This window comes from Bifidobacterium sp. JNUCC 75 (assembly GCF_054819865.1).
This window is the reverse complement of record NZ_JBTHIF010000001.1, coordinates 1,430,171-1,448,678: the sequence shown is the minus strand read 5'-3', so window position 1 is coordinate 1,448,678 and position 18,508 is coordinate 1,430,171. Positions and strand designations below refer to the sequence as shown.

Genomic DNA, 18,508 nt, shown 5'->3' with positions numbered 1-18,508 from the left:
GGCGACCGGACTTAAGGCCCGCCATCGCGGGCCGCCCGGTCATCCCTGGAACGCTATCAGGAAGGGTGTCATGTTCGTTCTCAAGAACGCCTGGTTCACCATCAGGCGGCATGCGGCGCGGAGCCTGGTCATGGTTCTGGCCTGTCTGGTCGTGGCGGCGCTGGCCACGGCAGCAGCCACCGTGCTCCAAGCTGACACCAAGGCACGTACCACAGACTACGAATCCCAACAGGTGGATGCCGTCATCAGCCCGCGCAAGGGGACCAAGGCCTCCCCCCTGGGCTGGAACGAGTATTCCAAGTACGCCCAGCGCCTGCAGATGGATGGCATGCAGTACAAGGCCTACTTCCATGAGACCGCCGACATCAACCCGGAGGGACTGACCCAGTCAGGCACTTACTCCCTGGTGGGCGTCTCAGACAAGCAGGCCGAGCCCACCCTGCCTCATGGTCCCTTCGTGCTGGACCAGGGCAAGGGGCTGGACTACGCCTCGCAGAATACCTCCGGCACCCAGACCGTGCTGATCTCCAAGCAGATGGCACAGGCCAACAAGCTCAAGGTGGGCGACACCCTGACCATCAAGGATCCCCGCCAGCAGGATCAGCAGGTCAAGCTGACCGTCTCGGGCATCTATCACTACCGCAAGGCCGCCGACCAGGCAGCCAACCGGGCCATCTACACGGCCTATCCCACCTTTGCCATGCTGGGGTTGGATACGGCCAGCAAACCCGGTGACCCTGGCCATGAGCTGCTGGTGGCCTTCGTCCTGGATTCGCCGAGCACCTACCAAAAGTTCATCAAGGAGCTCCGCAAGGACGGGCTCAAGGCCTCGCAGTACGACATAGACTCTCCCAGCCTGAAGGACTATCAGCGGCGGATGGAGCCGGTCCACCAGGCTGCCGACCAGGCGCGAACTGTCATCATCCTGGTCTGCCTGCTGGGCGGGCTGATTCTGCTGGGTTGCCTATTCCTCATGCTGCACGGCCGCACCAACGAAATCGGCATGGCCATCACCATCGGTGTCCACAAGGCCCGGCTGGGCTGGCAGTTTGCCTTGGAGACCCTCTTGCTCACCCTGCCCGGACTGGCCTTGGGCCTGGCGCTGGGCACCGCGATCAGTCGGCCGCTGGGGCGGTCGCTCTTCCATCTGGGGAGCCTGGCCAGCATGCCTCATGCTGGCCTGATCTGGAAGATAATCCTGATTGGCCTGGCCGTCTGCCTGGTCCTCGCTCTGGCAGCAGCCGCCAGAGTAGCGGCCTTCAGAACCGCCCAGCTATACACCAACGACCTGGAGGACGAGGCATGAGCGAAAAGACATCGGACCAGCAGCCAGACGAAGAGTCCCAGGCAACTACTGATCAGAAACAGACCGATCAGAAGCAAGCCGCTCAGACAAGGGCCGAAGCTGAGCAAACAGCCGACGAGAGCACCAACGCCGAACCCATGTCCGAACCCAGCACAGGGTCGGAGACGGAAACGGAATCCAAGGAAGAAGCAACCACTCAGACGGACAAAAAGACCGAGGAGGATAATTCTTCAGAAGAAGATGTCTCACTGGCTGCCTTCAAAGTGGTCATTGAGCATGAAGATACCGAAGATCTCGATGACGATCAGGAAGAGGACCCGCTGTTGGATACCGATGACCAACGGGTGCTGGTTCCTGGAGGCTACCCGGTGCTTTCCCTGAAGCACGTGGATTATACGCGCAAGATCCAGGGTCGCTCCGAACAGATTCTGGACGATGTCGATCTGGAATTCCAGCGTCGCCGCATCTACTCGGTGGAGACCACCTCCCCTTCCGTACGAGCCGCCATGATGGCCTTGATGACTGGCCTGCGCGCCCCCACCCAGGGCAGTGTGCTCTTCCGGGGCACAGATCTGCGCCAGTTGCTGGCCTCCGACTATCGGGGCCACCAAATTGGGGCCATCTTTGGCACCGATGCCCTGAGGCACGACCTGACCGCTGTGCAGAATCTTGTCTACACCATGGATGCCAGCGGCCGCACCTTCCTGGGCCCCAAGGACAATCTGGCCCGTCAACTGCTGGACGAGGTCGGCTTCCCGGAGCGTCTGCAGGACAAACTGACCGCTGATCTGGGCCACCTGGACTTCCGCCTGGCCTCCGTGGCCCGAGCCCTGTGCTGCGAGTGCGATGTGCTTATCGCCGACGAACCCACCGAAGGGCTGGAGCCGGGCGATTGGGATACCCTGCTGGCCACCCTGAAGCGGGTCTCCCGCCGTCATGACTGCACCGTGATCATCCTGACCTCGGGCGGTTCGGACACTGTAGACGAGGGCACCTACGACGACCGATTCATCGTCGATTGAGCCTCAGCCTTCCGGACCGAAGACGGATGGCACTGCACTGATTTGTTCGGTCATCACCCATGAGGAGTGGATACCCCGGGTCATGGCCGAACAAATCGATTTGTGCAACAAGGACCCACATCGGCAACGGGGAATCATTCTGCACCATCACCATGGATTCGGACCCATTCGGGATGTCGGCGTCAAGGAAGCCATATGGATCACCCCAGGGCTGCTGATTGCCCAGAACGCCTGGCTGGTATCCCACGGCCGTCCCTCATGGGCCCTGTCAGCCCCACCGACCATGTGGCTGGATGGACTGGACCAGTCTCTGACCGGACGCAGAATTCTGACTGTGACGGCCGAAACCATTCTGACCTGGCGCCGACTGCCATCGGGCTTGGGGCAGCGCCCCTGGTCGCAGCTGGCCGTCGGTCGTGTATCGGGCCTGCCTGCAGCCCGGCGAAACCTTGAAGATCTGCAGAGCAAGCTGCGGACGGCCCCTGCGCAATCGTTGATTCGCATCCAGACCCACCTGCCCGATATCCAAGAGGAGTGGCGGGTCATCATCAACAAGGGACGGATTGCAGCATCCAGCGGATACTGCCTGCATGAGGGCGAGGACTCCAGAGTCATCACCACGATTTTTGACGGTGCAGTTTTCGATCCCAAACACCGAACAATCGCCGAGGACTGCGCCCTCCAGGCAGCCAATGGTCGATCTTCTGCTTCAATCAGCGTGGACCTGGCCTTCCTCCGCGGGTCGGATCGGCCGCTGATTTTGGAGGGAAACCCAGTCTGGTGCGCAGCCCCTTACGCTTACGGGCCACAGGGCATGATCTCTTTTCTGAAAGCCGTCGCGGACTGCCGGACCGATCCAGTCGACCCCTATCAACCAGACCCGTGGATGGCGCGCGAATTCGCTGGTCGTTTCCGCAGTTCCTGGGGGTCGACCCGACCGGATCAGACGATGGTCATGCCGTAGTACTTAGCCAGGGGCTGCAGATCCGGCACCCCGTATCGGGCCACCAGTTGCCTCCAACGGGCCAGATTGTCGGGACCATATTTGGCCGTGCGCTTGGCGGCAGTAGGCTCGGAGACGAAGATAGGCGGCTGGTGCTTGCTGTGGAACTTGTCCGCATACATGACCACCTCCTGCTCAGGATTGACCGGCAGGTAGTCGTCCGGCGGCAGGTTCAGATGCTCCTCCTCCACCTGGCGACGGGTCAGCCCCACCCCGGTATGGTTGCGGGCGAACTGGGCCACCGACTCGTCCACGCCAGCGTCCAGCAGCAGACGATAGCCCTCCAGCCCGTGCTCGATGTACCGCTCACCCTGGAAGGTCAGGGGCCGGCCCTGAGAACCGTCGTCCTTGAGGATCCGGTAGGTACCAATGTCATGCAGCAGGGCGCCTATGCGGACCAGGTCACGGTCCAACGGCCGTTCGGGCAGGACCCCGTCAGGGTCATCACCACGCGACAGGCGCTCGTTGACCTGGTCGGTCATGCGCACCGCGAGCGCGGCAATGATCTGGCAGTGGGTGTGTATCAGTTCATAGGCGGCTTGGGAGGGCGCATACTGACGATGCAGGGCCTCAGCCATGGGAACATTGGGAATCATACCGACCATTCTAGGGATCCTTGCCGCAAATGTGACCTTTGCGACGCTTATGCACACTTCAGCGGATAATCAGCCCTGCCCTTCTGCTGCCGACAGTACACTGGGAGCCACGGTATTTCACGAGGAGCACTATGGACACTTCACCACTTGCGCGCTCCGCCGACCAGCCCACTCCCCCCGACGAGGACGGCGGCCGACAGGCGCCCTGGCACAACCCCTTGCTGGACCCGCGCGATCTGCGCATGCCGCGCATCGCAGGACCCAGCTCATTGGTCATTTTCGGCGTCACCGGCGATCTGGCCAAGAAAAAGCTCTTGCCGGCCGTCTATGACCTGGCCAACCGGGGACTGTTGCCAGCCAGCTTCGGGCTGATCGGATTCGGACGGCGCGACTGGAGCGACCAGCAATTCGTCGCCTTTGCGGAGGAGAACGTCCGCGCCCACTGCCGCACCCCCTTCAACGAATCCACCTGGCGACATCTGAGCCAGGGCATGCGCTTCGTCAAAGGCAGCTTCGACGATGCCGAGGCCTTCCGCCACCTGTCGGCCACCGTCTCTGAGCTGGACCGGGTCCGTGGCACCCGTGGCAACCATGCCTTCTACATGTCGGTGCCGCCCAAGGCCTTCCCCCAGGTGGCCCGTCAGCTGGCCGAGTCGGGGCTCTCCCACTCCACCCAAGGGGCCTGGCGCCGCGTCATCATCGAGAAGCCCTTCGGTCACGACCTGGCCTCGGCCAAGGAGCTGGACCGAGTGGTCTCCGAGGTCTTCGAGCCGGATTCGGTCTTCCGCATCGACCACTATCTGGGCAAGGAGACCGTGCAGAACATCCTGGCCTTGCGCTTTGCCAACATGATGTTCGAGCCGGTCTGGAACTCCAACTACGTTTCCCATGTGCAGATCACCATGGCCGAGGACATGGGCATCGGCGGCAGGGCCGGCTACTACGACGGAATCGGAGCAGCCAGGGATGTGATCCAGAACCACCTCCTGCAGCTGATGGCCCTGACAGCCATGGAGGAGCCGGTCTCCTTCTCGGCTTCAGATCTGACAGCTGAAAAGACCAAGATCCTCTCAGCTGTCCACCTTCCCAAGGACCTGGCGGCCCACACCGCCCGAGGCCAGTACACGGCCGGCTGGCAGGGCTCCCAGCACGTGGTCGGCTACCTGGACGAGGACGGGATCGATCCCTCCTCCACCACCGAAACCTACGCGGCCATCAGGCTGGATGTGGACACCCGCCGTTGGGCCGGCGTCCCCTTCTACCTGCGGACAGGCAAGCGCCTGGGCAAGCGGGTCAGCGAGATCGCCATCGTCTTCAAGCGTGCCCCCCACCTGCCCTTCGAGGCCACAGCTACCCGGGAACTGGGCGCCAACGCCGTGGTCATCCGCGTACAGCCTGATGAGGGCGTGACCCTGCGTTTCGGAGCCAAGACCCCTGGCTCGGCCATGGAGGTGCGTGACGTCAACATGGACTTCTCCTACGGACGTTCCTTCACCGAGGCCTCCCCGGAGGCCTATGAGCGGCTGATCCTGGACGTGCTCCTGGGAGACCCGCCCCTCTTCCCCACCACCGAGGAGGTCAATCTGTCCTGGAAGATTCTGGACCCCATCGAGGAGTTCTGGGCCGGACAGGGCCAACCCCAGCCCTACCGCGCCGGCACCTGGGGTCCGCGGGAGGCAGATCTGATGCTGGCCCGCGACGGATACCACTGGAGGATGCCATGATCGTCAGACTGAACAACACCACCACCTCCGCCATCGCCCGGGAGATTGACGAGCTCCACGTGGAGCGGGGAGAGGCGGCCCAGGGACGGGTGCTGACCCTGGTCATCGTCACCGAGCAGGCCCATCTGGAGACGGCCCTGGAAACCGTAAACGCCGCAAGCCGCGAACACCCCTGCCGGGTTATCGCCATGGTGACCGACGCCGAAGACCATCAGGCCGAGCAGGAAGCGGATCAGAGGTTCGCTGCAGCACAGTCCTCTGAAGACTGCGTCTCCTACAAGAACACCGACCATGACGGCGACCGCACACTGGATGCCGAGATCCGCTTCGGCTCGGATGCCGGTGCCGGCGAGGTAGTGGTCCTGCGACCAGTGGGGGCTCTGCTGAACCATTCAGATGCTCTGGTCATCCCCCTCCTGGTGCCTGATGCCCCTCTGGTGGTTTGGTGGCCTACCAATCCGCCACTGGATCCCTCGCAGGATTCCATCGGAACCATGGCCGCAAGTAGAATCACTGATGCCATGGAGGCCGACGATCGTCAGGCTGCCTTCGCTGGGCTGCTGGCCCATTCGCGCGCTCAGGACGTGGACCTGTCCTGGACCAGGATCACCATCTGGCGGGCACAGCTGACCTCAATGGTGCAGCAGCCGCCCCACCTGCCCATCCGTTCGGTCAGGGTGACCGGCCAGGCCCACTACCTGCCATTGGAGCTCTTGGCCTCCTGGTTGGCACTGAAACTTAAGGTGCCGGTCACCGTCGAGCGCGATCCGAAGGCCCAGGCCGTCACCGGCGTCTACTTCGAACGCCCGGACGGAATCATGAGCATGGAGCGCCACAATGACGACCAGGCCCGAATCAACCAACCTGGACAAGCTTCACAGACCATTTCCATGCCCCTGCGCACCGCTGTGGACTGCATGAGCGAGGAACTGGGTCGTTTGGATCCTGACGAGGTCTATCAGGAGGTCATCCACGCCGGCTGGGGAATGGTCGACCACCAGTAGGCCCCGGCAGCGACTGAATTCATATGCAAACACAGGGGTGTAGGCTGAGGCAAGCATCACCTGCATGCGAGGAGGATCAGATGACCGAGCGTCGTATCGTTACCTATGCCACAACCGAGCTGCTCAACCAAGCTACAGCAGCCCGCATCCTGCTGGAGCTGGGAGACCTTCTGGCCCGTCAGGACCGGGCCGACCTGGCGCTGACCGGCGGGCGAGATGCGGCGGATGTCTATGCCCTGATGGGTGCTGATCCCCTGAGCCAGAGCGTGGACTGGAGCCGGGTCCACCTCTGGTGGAGCGATGAGCGGTTCGTGGGCCTGGAAGACCCGGACCGCAACGACGAACAGGCACTGCGGGCCTGGTATGGCTCGCTGATCGACCAGGGGCTGCTGCCGCAGGCCAACGTACATTCCATGCCCGTGGATACTCGCAGCCCAGCTCAGGTTGAGGCCGCCGACCAAGAGGAGAACGAACGGGCTCTGACCCAGGCGGCAGCCACGTATCAGCAGGAGATTATCGACCAACTGGGCCCTGAGGGCCGGATGGATCTGGCCGTCTTCGGTGTAGGCCCCGACGGCCACTATGCCTCCCTCTTCCCCGACCGCCCCGAGGTCAGGCTGCAGGGCGACGATCTGCTGGTGACGGGCATCAGCAACTCCCCCAAGCTGCCCCCGCTCAGGGTCACCATGACCACGCCATTCATCCGCAGAACCCCCAAGGTATGGCTCTTCACCTCAACTGCCGAAAAGGCCTCGGCCGTGGCTGCTGCCCTGGGAACCACAGACAATCCCCATGTCCCCTCCTCTTATGCCAGGGGCACCCGAGAGACCCTCTGGCTCCTGGACGCTGATGCCGCCTCGAAACTGAACTGAGCCTTCTGCACCAAGAGCCTCTACAGATCTCAGGACTCCGAAGATCCCTTATCCGCAGCAGGAGCGGAGTCTTCGGAGTCCTTTCTTGTCATTTGTTCGACAGCCCGATCGGATTCGTCAACGATCCAATCCATGGCGTGGCGGGCCCCCCCTGCATCGCCCCGACGTATCAGCGCAGCCACGTCGCCATGCAACCGCAACGCTTTCTCATCGGCCTTCCTGGGCATAAGCTCATGCCGGGTCCGCCCAGACAGCACTGATGCAATCACATCGCCCAAGGCCGCGAACATAGCGTTGCCCGATGCCTCAAGCAGGGTTCGATGAAACGTTTCGTCAGCCCGAAGATAGTCCGGCCCGTCGGCCCGGTCAGCGTTGGCCACCATATCAATGGCGGCCCGCGTCAGCTTCGCCCATTGATCCTGATCAGCGTTGCCGGCCGCCAGCTGGGCAGCCATGGGCTCCACGCATGCCCTGAGCTCAGACAGCTCATGCAAGGTCCGTCCCCGGTCAGGTCCGCGCAGTCTCCACTCGATCACCTGTGGATCATAGATATTCCAGAGTTGACGAGGATTGACTGTGGCACCGACCTTGCGTTTGACAGTGACCAGACCCATGGCCTCAAGAACCCTGGTGACCTCGCGGGTGACCGTGCGCGAAGGCCTCTGGCTATCCAGGTCAGGGGCGGGTAGCCGGTCTCCCGGAGCGATGGTGCCATCTACAATGGCCGCCCCCCACTGATCCAGCAGCCGATCATGCAGGGTGCCTTCTGCAGCCGTTTCGTCATCAGGTTTCCTTGCGTTTTTCACGAATTCCACTCTAGCAACCTGGCCCATTCCCAATTGGACCAGAGTGGTATGTAAATAATTTTGAGACTCGATCCTGCCCCTTAGCATGCCGTCTTCCAATCCGTCCCAGATTCGTGTAAAATACTGTCTGTTAAGGCATACGTAATATCACACTGTCGATATTACGTAATGCAAAAATAAGAGCCGGGAAGCTGCTCAGGCCGAACGGTTCGTATCCTCAGAGAAGAGGCAGCCATGCTTTTAGCGTCGCAGCCGACAGCCGACGGGTACCTAACCCTGGCGGCGAGTCAGGCCGTTTCCCTGAACACCACCCAATTGGGCATCAGCCTGGTGCTCAGCCTGGCGGTGCTCATCTTCCTAGTCACTGTCGTCAAACTTCATCCCTTTGTCTCACTGCTGGGTGCCGCCCTGGTGGTCGGCATCGGTTCTGGCTACGGACCCGTGGCCACCCTGACCAGCTTTACCGGCGAGTTCGGCTCCACCATGGGCTCCGTAGGCATTCTGATCGGCCTGGGAGCCATGATCGGCAAGGTCCTCATGGACACCGGAGCCACTGACCAGGTGGTCAACACCCTGGTCGCCAAGTCCAAGCCCGCCACCATCCCCTGGATCATGGCCCTGATCGGCGCCCTGATCGGCCTGCCCATGTTCTTCGAAGTCGGCCTGGTCATTCTGGTCCCGGTCATCATTCTGGTGGCCCGCCGCACCAAGCTTCCCCTGATGCGTGTGGCCATCCCCACCCTGGCAGGCCTGTCCATCATGCACGCCTGTGTGCCTCCTCACCCCGGCCCCCTGGCAGCCCTGAGCCAGTTCAAGCAGACCGGAAACGTGGGCCTGACCATGATGTTCGGCATCCCCTTCGCCCTGATTACCCTGGTCGTCGTGGGCCCGGCCTTTTCCCGTCTGGCCTCCCGCTGGGTGCCCATCGAAGCCCCGGCCGATTTTGTGGCCAAGAGCGAGCAGGCCGGCAAGGAGGAGACCCGGCTTCCATCCTTCGCCCTCTCGGTCTGCTGCATCCTGCTGCCGGCAGTCCTCATGCTGCTGACCTCCATCTTCGAGATAGCCATTCCCGGGTTCAAGGATCGCACGGACGGCCTGGCACAGACCATCAACTTCATCGGCAACCCGGTCATGGCCCTGGCCATAGCACTGATTGTTTCCATGCTGGTCCTCAAGGCCGCCTCGGGCATCTCCTGGAAGACCGTCAATGACTCCCTGGGAGCGTCGCTTCCCGCTGTAGCGGGCATCCTGCTGATTGTGGGCGCAGGCGGTGGCTTCAAGGGCGTCCTGGTCTCCACCGGCATCGGCAAGATCATCGGCACCTTTGTGGAGAACTCCAACATCTCCATCTTCCTGCTGGGCTGGGTCATCGCCGTCTTCGTACGCATCGCCACAGGTTCGGCCACCGTCTCCATCCTGACCACGGCCGGCATTCTCAGCAACGCCATGACCATGATGCATGCGGGCTCCACGGCCACTACACTTCTGGTCATCGCCATCGGCGCCGGCTCCATCTTCCTCTCCCACCTCAACGACGCAGGCTTCTGGCTGATCAAGGAGTACTTCGGCCTGAGCGTTGGCGAGACCCTGAAGACCTGGTCGGTTCTGGAATGCCTGCTGTCGGTAGTGGTTCTGGTCCTGGTCATGATCGCCAGCATCTTTGTGCCCATTACCGCCTGAGCGTCATTGTCAGATTACTTTTCAGAAAGGTTGCATATGGTCGACACATCGTTGAAGAATTCCAACGCGCTGAGCGCAGAAGATCACCCGGAGCCCCAAGTCCCCTCGGCAGTGGACAACACGGTTCCCCCGGACTACTTCCAAGGCCGCACACCCGTTCTGGTCATCATGGGGGTCGCCGGCTGCGGCAAGACCACCATGAACGAGCACCTGGGCAGCAAACTGGGCTGGGACATGGCCGAGGCCGACGACTTCCACCCCCAGGCCAACATCGACAAGATGGCCCGCGGCATCCCCCTGAACGACCAGGACCGTTGGCCCTGGCTGGACAGCATCCATGATTGGATCGAGGACCACATGCGGCGAGGAGTGCCCGGAACCGTCACCTGCTCCGCCCTGAAGCGGATCTATCGTGACCGGTTGCGAATGCCTGGGGTGGTCTTCATCCACCTGAGCGGGGACTACGACTCCATCATGGAACGGCTCTCCAAGCGGAAGGGGCATTTCATGAAGCCGCAGATGCTCCGCTCCCAGTTCGATGACTTGGAACCCCTGGGACCGGACGAGGTTCACCTGACCATCGACGTGGGTCTGCGCATGTCTCCCGAGATCGAGGCCGAAGAGGTCATCGACACCCTGGGTCTGCAGTGTGATGTCAAAGCGCACACCGCCCAGGTTCAGGCCGAGCGCGCCCGGCAGGCAGCCCGCCAGTAGCACCGGCAAAGCGGCCCGACCGCGGCCGACCACCAACCATCGCGGTCAACTTCACACTGTTGCAGTCAAGGGAGAGGAACTGACACTATGAAGATCGGCATGATTGGCCTGGGACGCATGGGCAAGAACATGGCGGACCGTCTGCGTACCGGTGGCCACCAGGTGGTCGGCTACGACATCGCGCCGGACTCGGGCAGGGATGTGGACAGCCTGCAAGCCCTGGTTCAGGCGCTGGAGGCCCCACGAGTGATTTGGGTCATGGTCCCGGCCGGCAAGCCCATTGAGTCCACTCTCGATCAGCTTGGCGAGCTGATGGAGCGCGGCGACCTGGTCGTGGATGGGGGCAACACCCGCTTCACCCAGGACCAGGAGCACGCCCAAGCCCTGGCCGCCAAGGGCATAGGCCTGGTGGATGTGGGCACCTCCAACGGCATCTGGGGCAAGGAGAAGGGCTACGCCTTGATGGTCGGAGGATCGGATCAAGACGTGGCCCGGATCCAGCCCATCCTGGACACCTTGAAACCTGAGGGCGACTACGGTCTGGTCCACGCGGGAGGAACCGGCGCTGGCCACTATGCCAAGATGGTCCATAACGGCATCGAATACGGGATGATGCAGGCCCTGGCCGAAGGGTACGCAGTCCTGGAGGCCTCCAACCTGATCAAGGAACCAAGCGAAGTGGTGGAGTCCTGGCGAAAGGGCTCGGTCATCCAGTCCTGGCTGCTGGATTTGCTGGCCCAAGCCCTGAAGGAAGACCCGCACCTGAGTGGAATCGCCGGCAAGGCCGATGAGACCGGCGAGACCAAGTGGATGATTGCGGACGCCCTGGAGCTGGGGGTGCCCACACCAGCCATCACCTCGGCACTCTACGCCCGCCAGTCCTCCAAGATCGAGGACCCCATGACCATGAAGGTGGTCTCCGCACTGCGCAGCGCCTTCGGTGGCCACCCCATCGTCAGGGAGTAACCAGGTCCTGGGCCGGGTACCAGTAGGATCCCACCTGCGGGCGGACCTGGACCATGGCGCCGTCATCAGCGAAATCCAAGGGGGCAAAGACGATTTCGCGATGACAGCCGTCGCCCTGGCCGTCCCTGGCGAACCTGTGATAGGCGACGATCCAGTCGTCCCGGCCCGGCACACAGGTAATGCAGTGATGCCCCGTGGCCAGAATCCCCTTGGCATGGTCAGCCTTGATCAGGACCTGGGGCGCGGTCCAAGGGCCGTCCAGCGATGGCGCGCTGGACCAGCGGATCTGATAGTTCGGATCCCTGGTGTCATTTTCCGACCAGGAGGCATAGTAGATGTCTCCCCGCCGACAGACAGTGATGGCTTCGCGGAAGTTGTCAGGCACAGCGGAGCGTACTGAGTCATTCTCCAGACGCAGGCCATCAGGGCTCAGCCGCGCCATGTAGGCACGGCCATTGCCCCACAGCAGATAGGGCACATCGCCGTCATCCACGAAGATCGAGGGATCGATGGGCAGGCAGTCGTAGTCCCCCCGGGCGATGAATGGCTCCCTGGCCGCTCGGAAGGGACCGGTCGGGCCGGGAGCGACAGCTTGGCCGATCTGTCCATCGGCCACAAAATACAGGATGCAGCGTCCCCGGCGCACCAGCAGGCAGGGCGCCCAGGCACCCTGTCCCCCATGCCACCAGGGGATCTGTTCCAGATCCAGGATTTTTCTGCGGGTCCAGTGGCACAGGTCCCTGGATTCATAGACGTAGAAAGCGTGCGAGGACCAATCAGGCAGCCCGTCCTCGGTGCAATAGAGGTACCAGCGGTCCCCGATCATGACCAGATCCGGGTCCGCGCAGTAGCGATGCAGGGGGTTGCTTGCCAATCCTGTCCCCTTCGACCCTTGATGTGCGCTTGCGAATTCCTCCATGAACTGTGACTCCGATCCTTCATGAGTGCGGCGGCCGGAACCTCCGACCGCCGCCATTGACCACGACCTCCTGACTGGTCGCCTTACCCCTTGACCGCTCCGGCAACCAGTCCGGAGACGATCCACTTCTGACAGAAGATGAAGAAGATGAAGACCGGGATCAGGGCCAGGACCGTAATGGTCATGAAGCTGGGCCAATCAGTCGTGAACTGGCCGACTGCGTTGTAAACCTGCAGAACGATGGTGCGCAGGTTGGAACTGCTGATGAAGACGTTGGCCGTCATGAAGTCATTCCAGGTCGACATGGTCTGGAAGACCACCACCGTAGTCAGTATGGGTCTGATCAGCGGCAGGACGATGCTCCAGAAGATCCTCAAGGGTCCGGCCCCGTCGATCCTGGCGGCCTCAATGACATCAAAGGGCAGGGACTGCATGTAGCCCACGATCAGGAAGTAGCAGAAGACCGCCCCGCCCAGGTACATGACAATCAGGCCCAAGAGCGTGTTGACCAGCCCCACGCTGGACTCCATCCGATAGAGGGGAATCAGTGTGGACTGGGTGGGAATGACGAAGGCGATCATGAGGATCACTCCGATGACCGAAGTGAATATCGACTTGCGCAAAATCATCCCGTAGGCAGCCAGAGCTCCGATAAGCACCTGGAAGAGGACACCGAAGAAGGTGACGATCAGGGTGTTGATTAGGCTGCGGACGATGGGCACCGTGGCGAAGGCCCGCGTGTAGTTGCGCAGCGTCCACTGCTTTGGCAGGCCCAGCGGATTGGTGGCCATGTCAGGGATGGTCTTGAAGGTGTTGATCAGGATGTACCAGAGGGGCACAGCGCAGATCAGGGCAATGATCAGCACCACCACGCTTCTGACCACCGAACGCCGCCGTTCCCGCTGACTCAGGGTCAGGGTCGAGCTCTTGCTGCTGCTCATTGGAACCTCCTGGAAATCAGGCTGGCGGCGCCCATCTGAGCGAAGACCACGAGTGCCGTGGCCACGGTGAACAGGACCGCCAGGGCCGAACCCAGCCCATACTGGGACTGGCCGATGCCCTGCTGAATGATGGACTGGGTCACCGTATAGGTGGAGTACCCGGGGCCGCCCTTGGTCATGGTGTAGGGCAGGTCGTAGACCTTGAGGCCGCCCGACATGAGCAGGAAGCTGGAGGTGACGATGCCTGGGATCAGCTGGGGCAGGGTGATGTGGACGAATTGCTGGCGGCTGCTGGCCCCGTCCACTGTGGCCTGCTCATAAAGGTCTCCGGGAATGGACTGCAAAAAGGCCAAGTAGAGGGTGGCATGCCAGCCGATCTGCGCCCAGACGGCGATGAAGATGACGCAGCACCGGGCCAGGGTCGAGTTGGACAGCCAGGGCACTGGTCCCAGGCCGAAGACACCCAGGATGGTGTTGAAGACGCCTGACTTCATGGGTGAGAAGATGTACTTCCAGACCATGCCCAAGATGGCCAGCGAAGGCACGCTGAAGAAGAAGAACAGGGAGCGGGCGAAGTTGCGGCCCCAGAACTTCCGGTTCAGGGTGACGGCCAGAGGGATGGCGAAGATGGTCACCAGGACCGTCTGAGCCACGGCATACAGAATGGTGAACATCAGGCCTTGCATGGTCGAGGAATCGGTGAACACACTGTGGTAGTTCTTCCAGCCCACATAATGCATGTTCAGGCTGTAGCCGTTGAAGTCTGTCACCGAGTAGATGATGGTCTGCACCAGCGGCACCGCGAAGAGGATGACGAAGACGGCCAGTATGGGCAGGAGGAACCAGAAAGATGTCAGATCCTGCCGCAGACCGACCATGCGCCGTCGATGGGCGTTGGCACGCTCTGCCGAGGATTGGGAAGCCATGTTCCACCCTTCCTACTTGACCGAGGCCATCTTGTCGTCGATGGCCTTGGCCCACTGATCTACATTGATGGACCCCTGCACCAGCTGCTGGGTTTCGGACTGACGAACCGTGGTCAGCACATCCGGCTTGGCGTAGAAATTCGCAACCAAGAAGTAGCGACCCGTCCGCACGTTGGCCCGGTAGACCTGCTCGTATTCGGGTTTGACCTTGGCTTTGAACCCCTGGACGGTGATGGCATCCCCGTTGTCGGCCGAACGCTGCAGGGCCCAGCGGCCGTCCATGAAGGTCAGGAACTTTCTGGCCGCCTTGAGCTTGTTGCCCTTGAGATGGGAATAGATAGCATAGGCGGGCGATGGCGATCCCTGGGCGTAGTTGACCATGCCCTTCTCCATGAGCGGCATGGGGGCCATGCCATACTTGAACCCAGCCTGGGCGATGGATGGCAGGTCCCAGGGGCCGGTACAGATCATGGCTACCTGGCCGTTGATGAATTGGGTCTTCCTGTCGTCACCGCTGATGCCGACCGTGTCACGTGTGGCCAGACCCTGGTCATAGAGCTTCATCCAGGCCGCAACTACCTCGCGCTGGTCACTGCCTGGTCGTTGTGGACGGCGGTCAATCAGGCTGTTCACGTCCACCTTGTCTCTGGCCAGCTGCGAACCCATGAAAGCGTCAGGAATCTGACTGGGACCTTCACCAATGGCTTCGAGGAAAGGCGTGACCCCGGCGGCCTTGAGCTTCTTGCACAGCTGTAGGAACCCGTCCCAGGTCTCCGGAACCTCCTTGGCACCCGCCTTGGCCAGCAGGTCCTTGTTGTAGACGATACCGGCGGCCCAGGAGGACACGGACATGCCATAGACCTTACCCTGGTGGCTTACGAAGTCCTTATTGGCCTGGGAGATGTTGCGCATGAAGGGCTCGTTGGTCAGATCCCGCGCGTAGCCGTTCTTGATCAGGTCAGCCTTGTTCTCGGAGGTCATGATGAACACATCCGGGGCCTGGTTGCCGACCAGGCGGGTCTGCAGGGTCTGGACGTACTCGGTGGTCGGCGGCGAGTAGCTGAAGTCCACCTTGATTTCTGGGTTCTCCTGCTCGAATTGGTCGATGTATGGCCTCATCGTCTGTTCGTTGCTCCATGACAGGAAGGTCAGCGTGGTCTTGGACCCATCAGCACCGCCACCGGCTCCACAGGCTCCCATGGCCGACACCAACATACCGACCCCCAGCGCCGCAGCTATGCCCTTCCATGCTCGCTTCAGCTTCATGACTCCTCCTTGCAATCAATCCTCTGAACATCCTTCCGGGCTGTTCAACGTCGAGACCCGGGAATTGACACGATTCAACTGCTATCAAGATATGGTATAGCACGTTGGTTGAATCGTGTCAATCACATGACGACAAGGCCACCCACGTGCCTAAGATAATGGCTGAACCCCGGGAAAGGTGCGAAATGGTGACGATGAGCGACGTGGCCAAGGAGGCGCAGGTCTCTCGGGCCACTGCTTCCTATGCCCTTCGAGGCGATACACGCATAGCGGATGACACCAGGCGCAGGGTCCTGCTTGCAGCCCACAAGCTCCGCTACTCAGCCAATCTGTCGGCCAGAAGCCTGCGCTCAGGCAAGAGCGGCATCATCGGCGTGGCCATCTTCGAGCTGGACAAGCCCTACCCAGCGCAGATGAGCGCAGCCATCTCCCGGCAGATCAACGCCCATGGCATGCAGGCCATCATCCAGCAGACATCCAACTCCAAACAGGATGAGGTCTCCATCCTGCGGCATGTGACCAGCCAGCTCTGCGACGGCACAATCTTCAGCCCGGGCAGCATCACCAATGAGGAGATGCAGGAGCTGGCCGATGGCAAGCCTCTGGTCCTGCTGGACGACCCCTCAGCCGAGCCGGTCTTTGATTCAGTCATGACGGCCGGATTCGAGGGAGCCGCCATGGCCGTGCGGCACCTACTGGACTGCGGATGCCAAAGAATAGGTGTGGTGGGCGCCGACATGACGGCCAGCACCGATCCGGTCCAACGGTACTCGGTCCGCGGCCGCAGGGTGGCCGGCTGCTTGAAGGCTCTGAAAGACGCCGGAATCAAGGCCCGCTCCAAAGACTTCCTGACCCTGGACCGCTGGGACGGGGAATTGGCCCGCGACTTGGGTCATCATCTGGCAGACAGGTCCGACCTGCCCTTTGACGGCATCTTCTGCATGACCGACTCCCTGGCCCTGGGCCTGATCCGAGGACTGCACGAATGCGGCGTGGAGGTCCCCCGGGACCTGGCCGTCATGGGATTCGACGGCATCCAGGAGGGAGAGTCCTATATACCTTCGCTGACCACCATCAGCACCGACAAGGAGGACCTGGCCCGCAAGGCGGTTGATGCCCTCCTGGCCCGCCTGCAGGGCGACGACGATAATCGTCCTGCCACCCGGACGACTGCCGCCTGCCGGCTGGTGGTCCGGGAATCCACAGCCAAGATCCGATAACAGATTGACAAAAGGGTCCGCGCTGCCGTCTTAGCGGCTGCGCGGACCCTTGCGATCCCGGCGAAGCTCAGTCCTGCTTGATTTCGGACTTGTCCTCGGCCCAGAGGGTGTGGAAGACGCCTGGCTGATCTACGCGCCCATAGGTATGAGCACCGAAGAGGTCACGCTGGCCCTGGATCAGGGCGGCGGGGAGCCTATCGGAACGCAGCCCGTCGTAGTAGGACAGAGAGCTGGCGAAGACGGGGATGGGGATGCCGGCCTGGGTGGCACGGGCCACAACACGCCGCCAGGAGTCCTGGGCCTGCTCGACAGCCTGCTTGAAGAATGGATCGAAGAGCAGGGAGCCCGGCTCACGGCCAGAGGCGTAAGCATCGGAAATCCTGTTCAGGAACTTGGCTCGAATGATGCAGCCGCCACGCCAGATGCGGGCGATGGCACCCATATCCAGCTTCCAGCCATAGACTCGAGCTCCCTCCTGCATCTCGTTGAATCCCTGGGCGTAAGCCACAATCTTGGAAGCATAGAGGGCCTGGCGAATGTCCTCAATGAAGGACTTTCGGGCCTCGGGGTCGGCGGCCAGATCAGCCATGACGGCCTTGGGCTGCGGACCCTTCAGGCCCTCCTGGGCCGCCTGGCTGCGCAGCTCGGGCGAGGAAGAAAGTCCCCGGGCGAAGACGGCCTCGCCGATGCCGGTCACGGGCACGGCAAGGTCCAGCGCGGTCTGCACGGTCCAGGTGCCGGTGCCCTTCATGCCGGCCTGGTCGGTGACGATGTCGATGAAAGGCTTGCCGGTGGTGGCGTCGGTGTGATGGAGCACCTCGGCTGTAATCTGCACCAGGTAGGAGTTCAGATCTCCCTGGTTCCACTCTTCGAAGACCTGGGCGATGGCCTCGGGTTCCATGCCCAGACCCCTGCGCATCAGGTCATAGGACTCGGCGATCACCTGCATGTCCGAGTATTCGATGCCGTTGTGGACCATCTTGACGAAGTGGCCCGCCCCATCGGTGCCGATGTGAGTGACGCAGGGTTCGCCATCGACCTTGGCGGCAATGGACTCCAGGATGGGCCCCAGGGTCTTCCAGGACTCATCGGTCCCACCAGGCATCATGGAGGGCCCCAAGAGGGCGCCCTGCTCGCCGCCGGAGACGCCGCAGCCTACGAAGTGCAGCCCACGGGCCCGGATGGCCTTCTCCCGGCGGATGGTGTCCTTGAAGTAGGCATTGCCGGCGTCGACGATGATGTCTCCCGGCTCCATCAGGTCGGCCAGGTCATTGATCATCTGGTCGGTGGGATCCCCGGCCTTGACCATGATGATGGCCGTGCGGGGTTTAGTCAGCGAGGCCACGAACTCCTGCAGCGTCTTTGCCGGGACAAACTGGCCCTCCTGGCCATGATCGTGAATCAGGGTCTCAGTGCGCGAATAGTGGCGGTTATAGACCGCTACGGTATTGCCGTGCCGTGCCAGGTTCCTGGACAGACTGGCACCCATGGCGGCCAGACCCACGACTCCGATATTGGCTTGAGCTTGTGTCATCACATCACC

The 18,508-nt window shown here is 62.0% G+C and carries 16 protein-coding genes and 1 pseudogene; 10 read left to right on the top strand and 7 right to left on the bottom strand.

Annotated features, from left to right (window positions below; translation table 11 throughout):
* Positions 1–70: 70 nt before the first annotated feature.
* The 3 genes from ACVWNW_RS05875 (at position 71) to ACVWNW_RS05865 (ending at position 3,292) form a co-directional block, all read left to right on the top strand.
* A complete protein-coding gene (locus ACVWNW_RS05875; RefSeq protein ID WP_198191559.1) occupies positions 71–1,306 on the top strand; it encodes an FtsX-like permease family protein in 1,236 nt (411 codons plus the stop codon).
* The gene (locus ACVWNW_RS05870; protein WP_198191560.1) at positions 1,303–2,328 is read left to right on the top strand and encodes an ATP-binding cassette domain-containing protein; all 1,026 of its coding nucleotides are present in this window, start codon (positions 1,303–1,305) and stop codon (positions 2,326–2,328) included. Before ACVWNW_RS05875 ends, ACVWNW_RS05870 begins: the two co-directional genes overlap by 4 nt.
* An 82-nt stretch (positions 2,329–2,410) precedes the next feature.
* Entirely contained in the window at positions 2,411–3,292 is an 882-nt protein-coding gene (locus ACVWNW_RS05865; RefSeq protein WP_198191561.1) for a hypothetical protein, read from the top strand.
* Here the strand turns inward: ACVWNW_RS05865 and ACVWNW_RS05860 are convergent.
* Entirely contained in the window at positions 3,271–3,936 is a 666-nt protein-coding gene (locus ACVWNW_RS05860; protein ID WP_198191562.1) for an HD domain-containing protein, read from the bottom strand. The two genes, ACVWNW_RS05865 and ACVWNW_RS05860, sit on opposite strands and share 22 nt — an antisense overlap.
* A 233-nt stretch (positions 3,937–4,169) precedes the next feature.
* Between ACVWNW_RS05860 and zwf the strand changes: the two genes are divergently transcribed.
* The 3 genes from zwf to pgl all read left to right on the top strand — a co-directional run bounded on the left by zwf (position 4,170) and on the right by pgl (position 7,527).
* Positions 4,170–5,651 carry a glucose-6-phosphate dehydrogenase gene (zwf, locus tag ACVWNW_RS05855; RefSeq protein ID WP_232339538.1) on the top strand — a complete coding sequence of 494 codons (1,482 nt, stop codon included), beginning with the start codon at positions 4,170–4,172 and terminating at the stop codon, positions 5,649–5,651.
* Positions 5,648–6,655 carry a glucose-6-phosphate dehydrogenase assembly protein OpcA gene (locus ACVWNW_RS05850; protein WP_198191563.1) on the top strand — a complete coding sequence of 336 codons (1,008 nt, stop codon included), beginning with the start codon at positions 5,648–5,650 and terminating at the stop codon, positions 6,653–6,655. The genes zwf and ACVWNW_RS05850 overlap by 4 nt, the downstream gene beginning before the upstream one ends.
* A gap of 80 nt (positions 6,656–6,735) precedes the next feature.
* On the top strand, positions 6,736–7,527 hold the full coding sequence (pgl, locus tag ACVWNW_RS05845) for a 6-phosphogluconolactonase (RefSeq protein WP_198191564.1): 792 nt from the start codon (positions 6,736–6,738) through the stop codon (positions 7,525–7,527).
* Between the two features lie 29 nt (positions 7,528–7,556).
* Here pgl and ACVWNW_RS05840 read toward each other — a convergent pair whose 3' ends face one another.
* Positions 7,557–8,333, bottom strand: a complete 777-nt coding sequence (locus tag ACVWNW_RS05840; RefSeq protein ID WP_198191565.1) for a FadR/GntR family transcriptional regulator — start codon at positions 8,331–8,333, stop codon at positions 7,557–7,559.
* A gap of 234 nt (positions 8,334–8,567) precedes the next feature.
* Between ACVWNW_RS05840 and ACVWNW_RS05835 the strand changes: the two genes are divergently transcribed.
* From ACVWNW_RS05835 to gnd, 3 genes and pseudogenes are all read left to right on the top strand, one after another.
* Positions 8,568–10,013 (top strand): GntP family permease, encoded by a 1,446-nt coding sequence (locus tag ACVWNW_RS05835; protein ID WP_144178202.1) that lies wholly within the window; start codon positions 8,568–8,570, stop codon positions 10,011–10,013.
* Positions 10,014–10,049: 36 nt separating this feature from the next.
* Complete coding sequence (locus ACVWNW_RS05830) at positions 10,050–10,727, top strand: gluconokinase (RefSeq protein ID WP_454481635.1); 678 nt, start codon at positions 10,050–10,052, stop codon at positions 10,725–10,727.
* 54 nt (positions 10,728–10,781) lie between these two features.
* A pseudogene (gene gnd / locus ACVWNW_RS05825) lies at positions 10,782–11,693 on the top strand (phosphogluconate dehydrogenase (NAD(+)-dependent, decarboxylating)); the annotation flags it as partial.
* On the opposite strand, the gene ACVWNW_RS05820 reads toward gnd, so the two are convergent.
* Genes ACVWNW_RS05820 through ACVWNW_RS05805 form a run of 4 tightly spaced genes read right to left on the bottom strand, consistent with a single transcriptional unit; the run spans position 11,683 to position 15,745 of the window.
* Complete coding sequence (locus tag ACVWNW_RS05820; RefSeq protein ID WP_461196339.1) at positions 11,683–12,669, bottom strand: family 43 glycosylhydrolase; 987 nt, start codon at positions 12,667–12,669, stop codon at positions 11,683–11,685. The pseudogene gnd and the gene ACVWNW_RS05820 overlap by 11 nt on opposite strands.
* A 26-nt stretch (positions 12,670–12,695) precedes the next feature.
* The gene (locus ACVWNW_RS05815) at positions 12,696–13,553 is read right to left on the bottom strand and encodes a carbohydrate ABC transporter permease (protein WP_198191568.1); all 858 of its coding nucleotides are present in this window, start codon (positions 13,551–13,553) and stop codon (positions 12,696–12,698) included.
* Entirely contained in the window at positions 13,550–14,479 is a 930-nt protein-coding gene (locus ACVWNW_RS05810; protein ID WP_198191569.1) for a carbohydrate ABC transporter permease, read from the bottom strand. Before ACVWNW_RS05810 ends, ACVWNW_RS05815 begins: the two co-directional genes overlap by 4 nt.
* A 12-nt stretch (positions 14,480–14,491) precedes the next feature.
* Positions 14,492–15,745: an ABC transporter substrate-binding protein gene (locus ACVWNW_RS05805; protein ID WP_198191570.1), complete on the bottom strand. Its 1,254-nt coding sequence runs from the start codon at positions 15,743–15,745 to the stop codon at positions 14,492–14,494.
* Between the two features lie 185 nt (positions 15,746–15,930).
* On the opposite strand from ACVWNW_RS05805, the gene ACVWNW_RS05800 reads away from it, so the two are divergent.
* Positions 15,931–16,965, top strand: a complete 1,035-nt coding sequence (locus tag ACVWNW_RS05800; RefSeq protein WP_198191571.1) for a LacI family DNA-binding transcriptional regulator — start codon at positions 15,931–15,933, stop codon at positions 16,963–16,965.
* 67 nt (positions 16,966–17,032) lie between these two features.
* Here ACVWNW_RS05800 and gndA read toward each other — a convergent pair whose 3' ends face one another.
* Positions 17,033–18,499, bottom strand: coding sequence for an NADP-dependent phosphogluconate dehydrogenase (gndA, locus tag ACVWNW_RS05795; protein WP_198191572.1), 1,467 nt, complete (start codon positions 18,497–18,499; stop codon positions 17,033–17,035).
* Positions 18,500–18,508: the final 9 nt, after the last annotated feature.

Coding starts and splice junctions, on each gene's coding strand:
- ACVWNW_RS05835 (WP_144178202.1), top strand. CDS start 8,568: ATGCTTTTAGCGTCGCAGCCGACAGCCGACGGGTACCTAACCCTGGCG.
- ACVWNW_RS05815 (WP_198191568.1), bottom strand. CDS start 13,553: ATGAGCAGCAGCAAGAGCTCGACCCTGACCCTGAGTCAGCGGGAACGG.
- pgl (WP_198191564.1), top strand. CDS start 6,736: ATGACCGAGCGTCGTATCGTTACCTATGCCACAACCGAGCTGCTCAAC.
- ACVWNW_RS05805 (WP_198191570.1), bottom strand. CDS start 15,745: ATGAAGCTGAAGCGAGCATGGAAGGGCATAGCTGCGGCGCTGGGGGTC.
- ACVWNW_RS05810 (WP_198191569.1), bottom strand. CDS start 14,479: ATGGCTTCCCAATCCTCGGCAGAGCGTGCCAACGCCCATCGACGGCGC.
- zwf (WP_232339538.1), top strand. CDS start 4,170: ATGCCGCGCATCGCAGGACCCAGCTCATTGGTCATTTTCGGCGTCACC.
- ACVWNW_RS05830 (WP_454481635.1), top strand. CDS start 10,050: ATGGTCGACACATCGTTGAAGAATTCCAACGCGCTGAGCGCAGAAGAT.
- ACVWNW_RS05820 (WP_461196339.1), bottom strand. CDS start 12,669: ATGGCGGCGGTCGGAGGTTCCGGCCGCCGCACTCATGAAGGATCGGAG.
- ACVWNW_RS05800 (WP_198191571.1), top strand. CDS start 15,931: ATGGTGACGATGAGCGACGTGGCCAAGGAGGCGCAGGTCTCTCGGGCC.
- ACVWNW_RS05875 (WP_198191559.1), top strand. CDS start 71: ATGTTCGTTCTCAAGAACGCCTGGTTCACCATCAGGCGGCATGCGGCG.
- gndA (WP_198191572.1), bottom strand. CDS start 18,499: ATGACACAAGCTCAAGCCAATATCGGAGTCGTGGGTCTGGCCGCCATG.
- ACVWNW_RS05860 (WP_198191562.1), bottom strand. CDS start 3,936: ATGGTCGGTATGATTCCCAATGTTCCCATGGCTGAGGCCCTGCATCGT.
- ACVWNW_RS05865 (WP_198191561.1), top strand. CDS start 2,411: ATGGCCGAACAAATCGATTTGTGCAACAAGGACCCACATCGGCAACGG.
- ACVWNW_RS05850 (WP_198191563.1), top strand. CDS start 5,648: ATGATCGTCAGACTGAACAACACCACCACCTCCGCCATCGCCCGGGAG.
- ACVWNW_RS05870 (WP_198191560.1), top strand. CDS start 1,303: ATGAGCGAAAAGACATCGGACCAGCAGCCAGACGAAGAGTCCCAGGCA.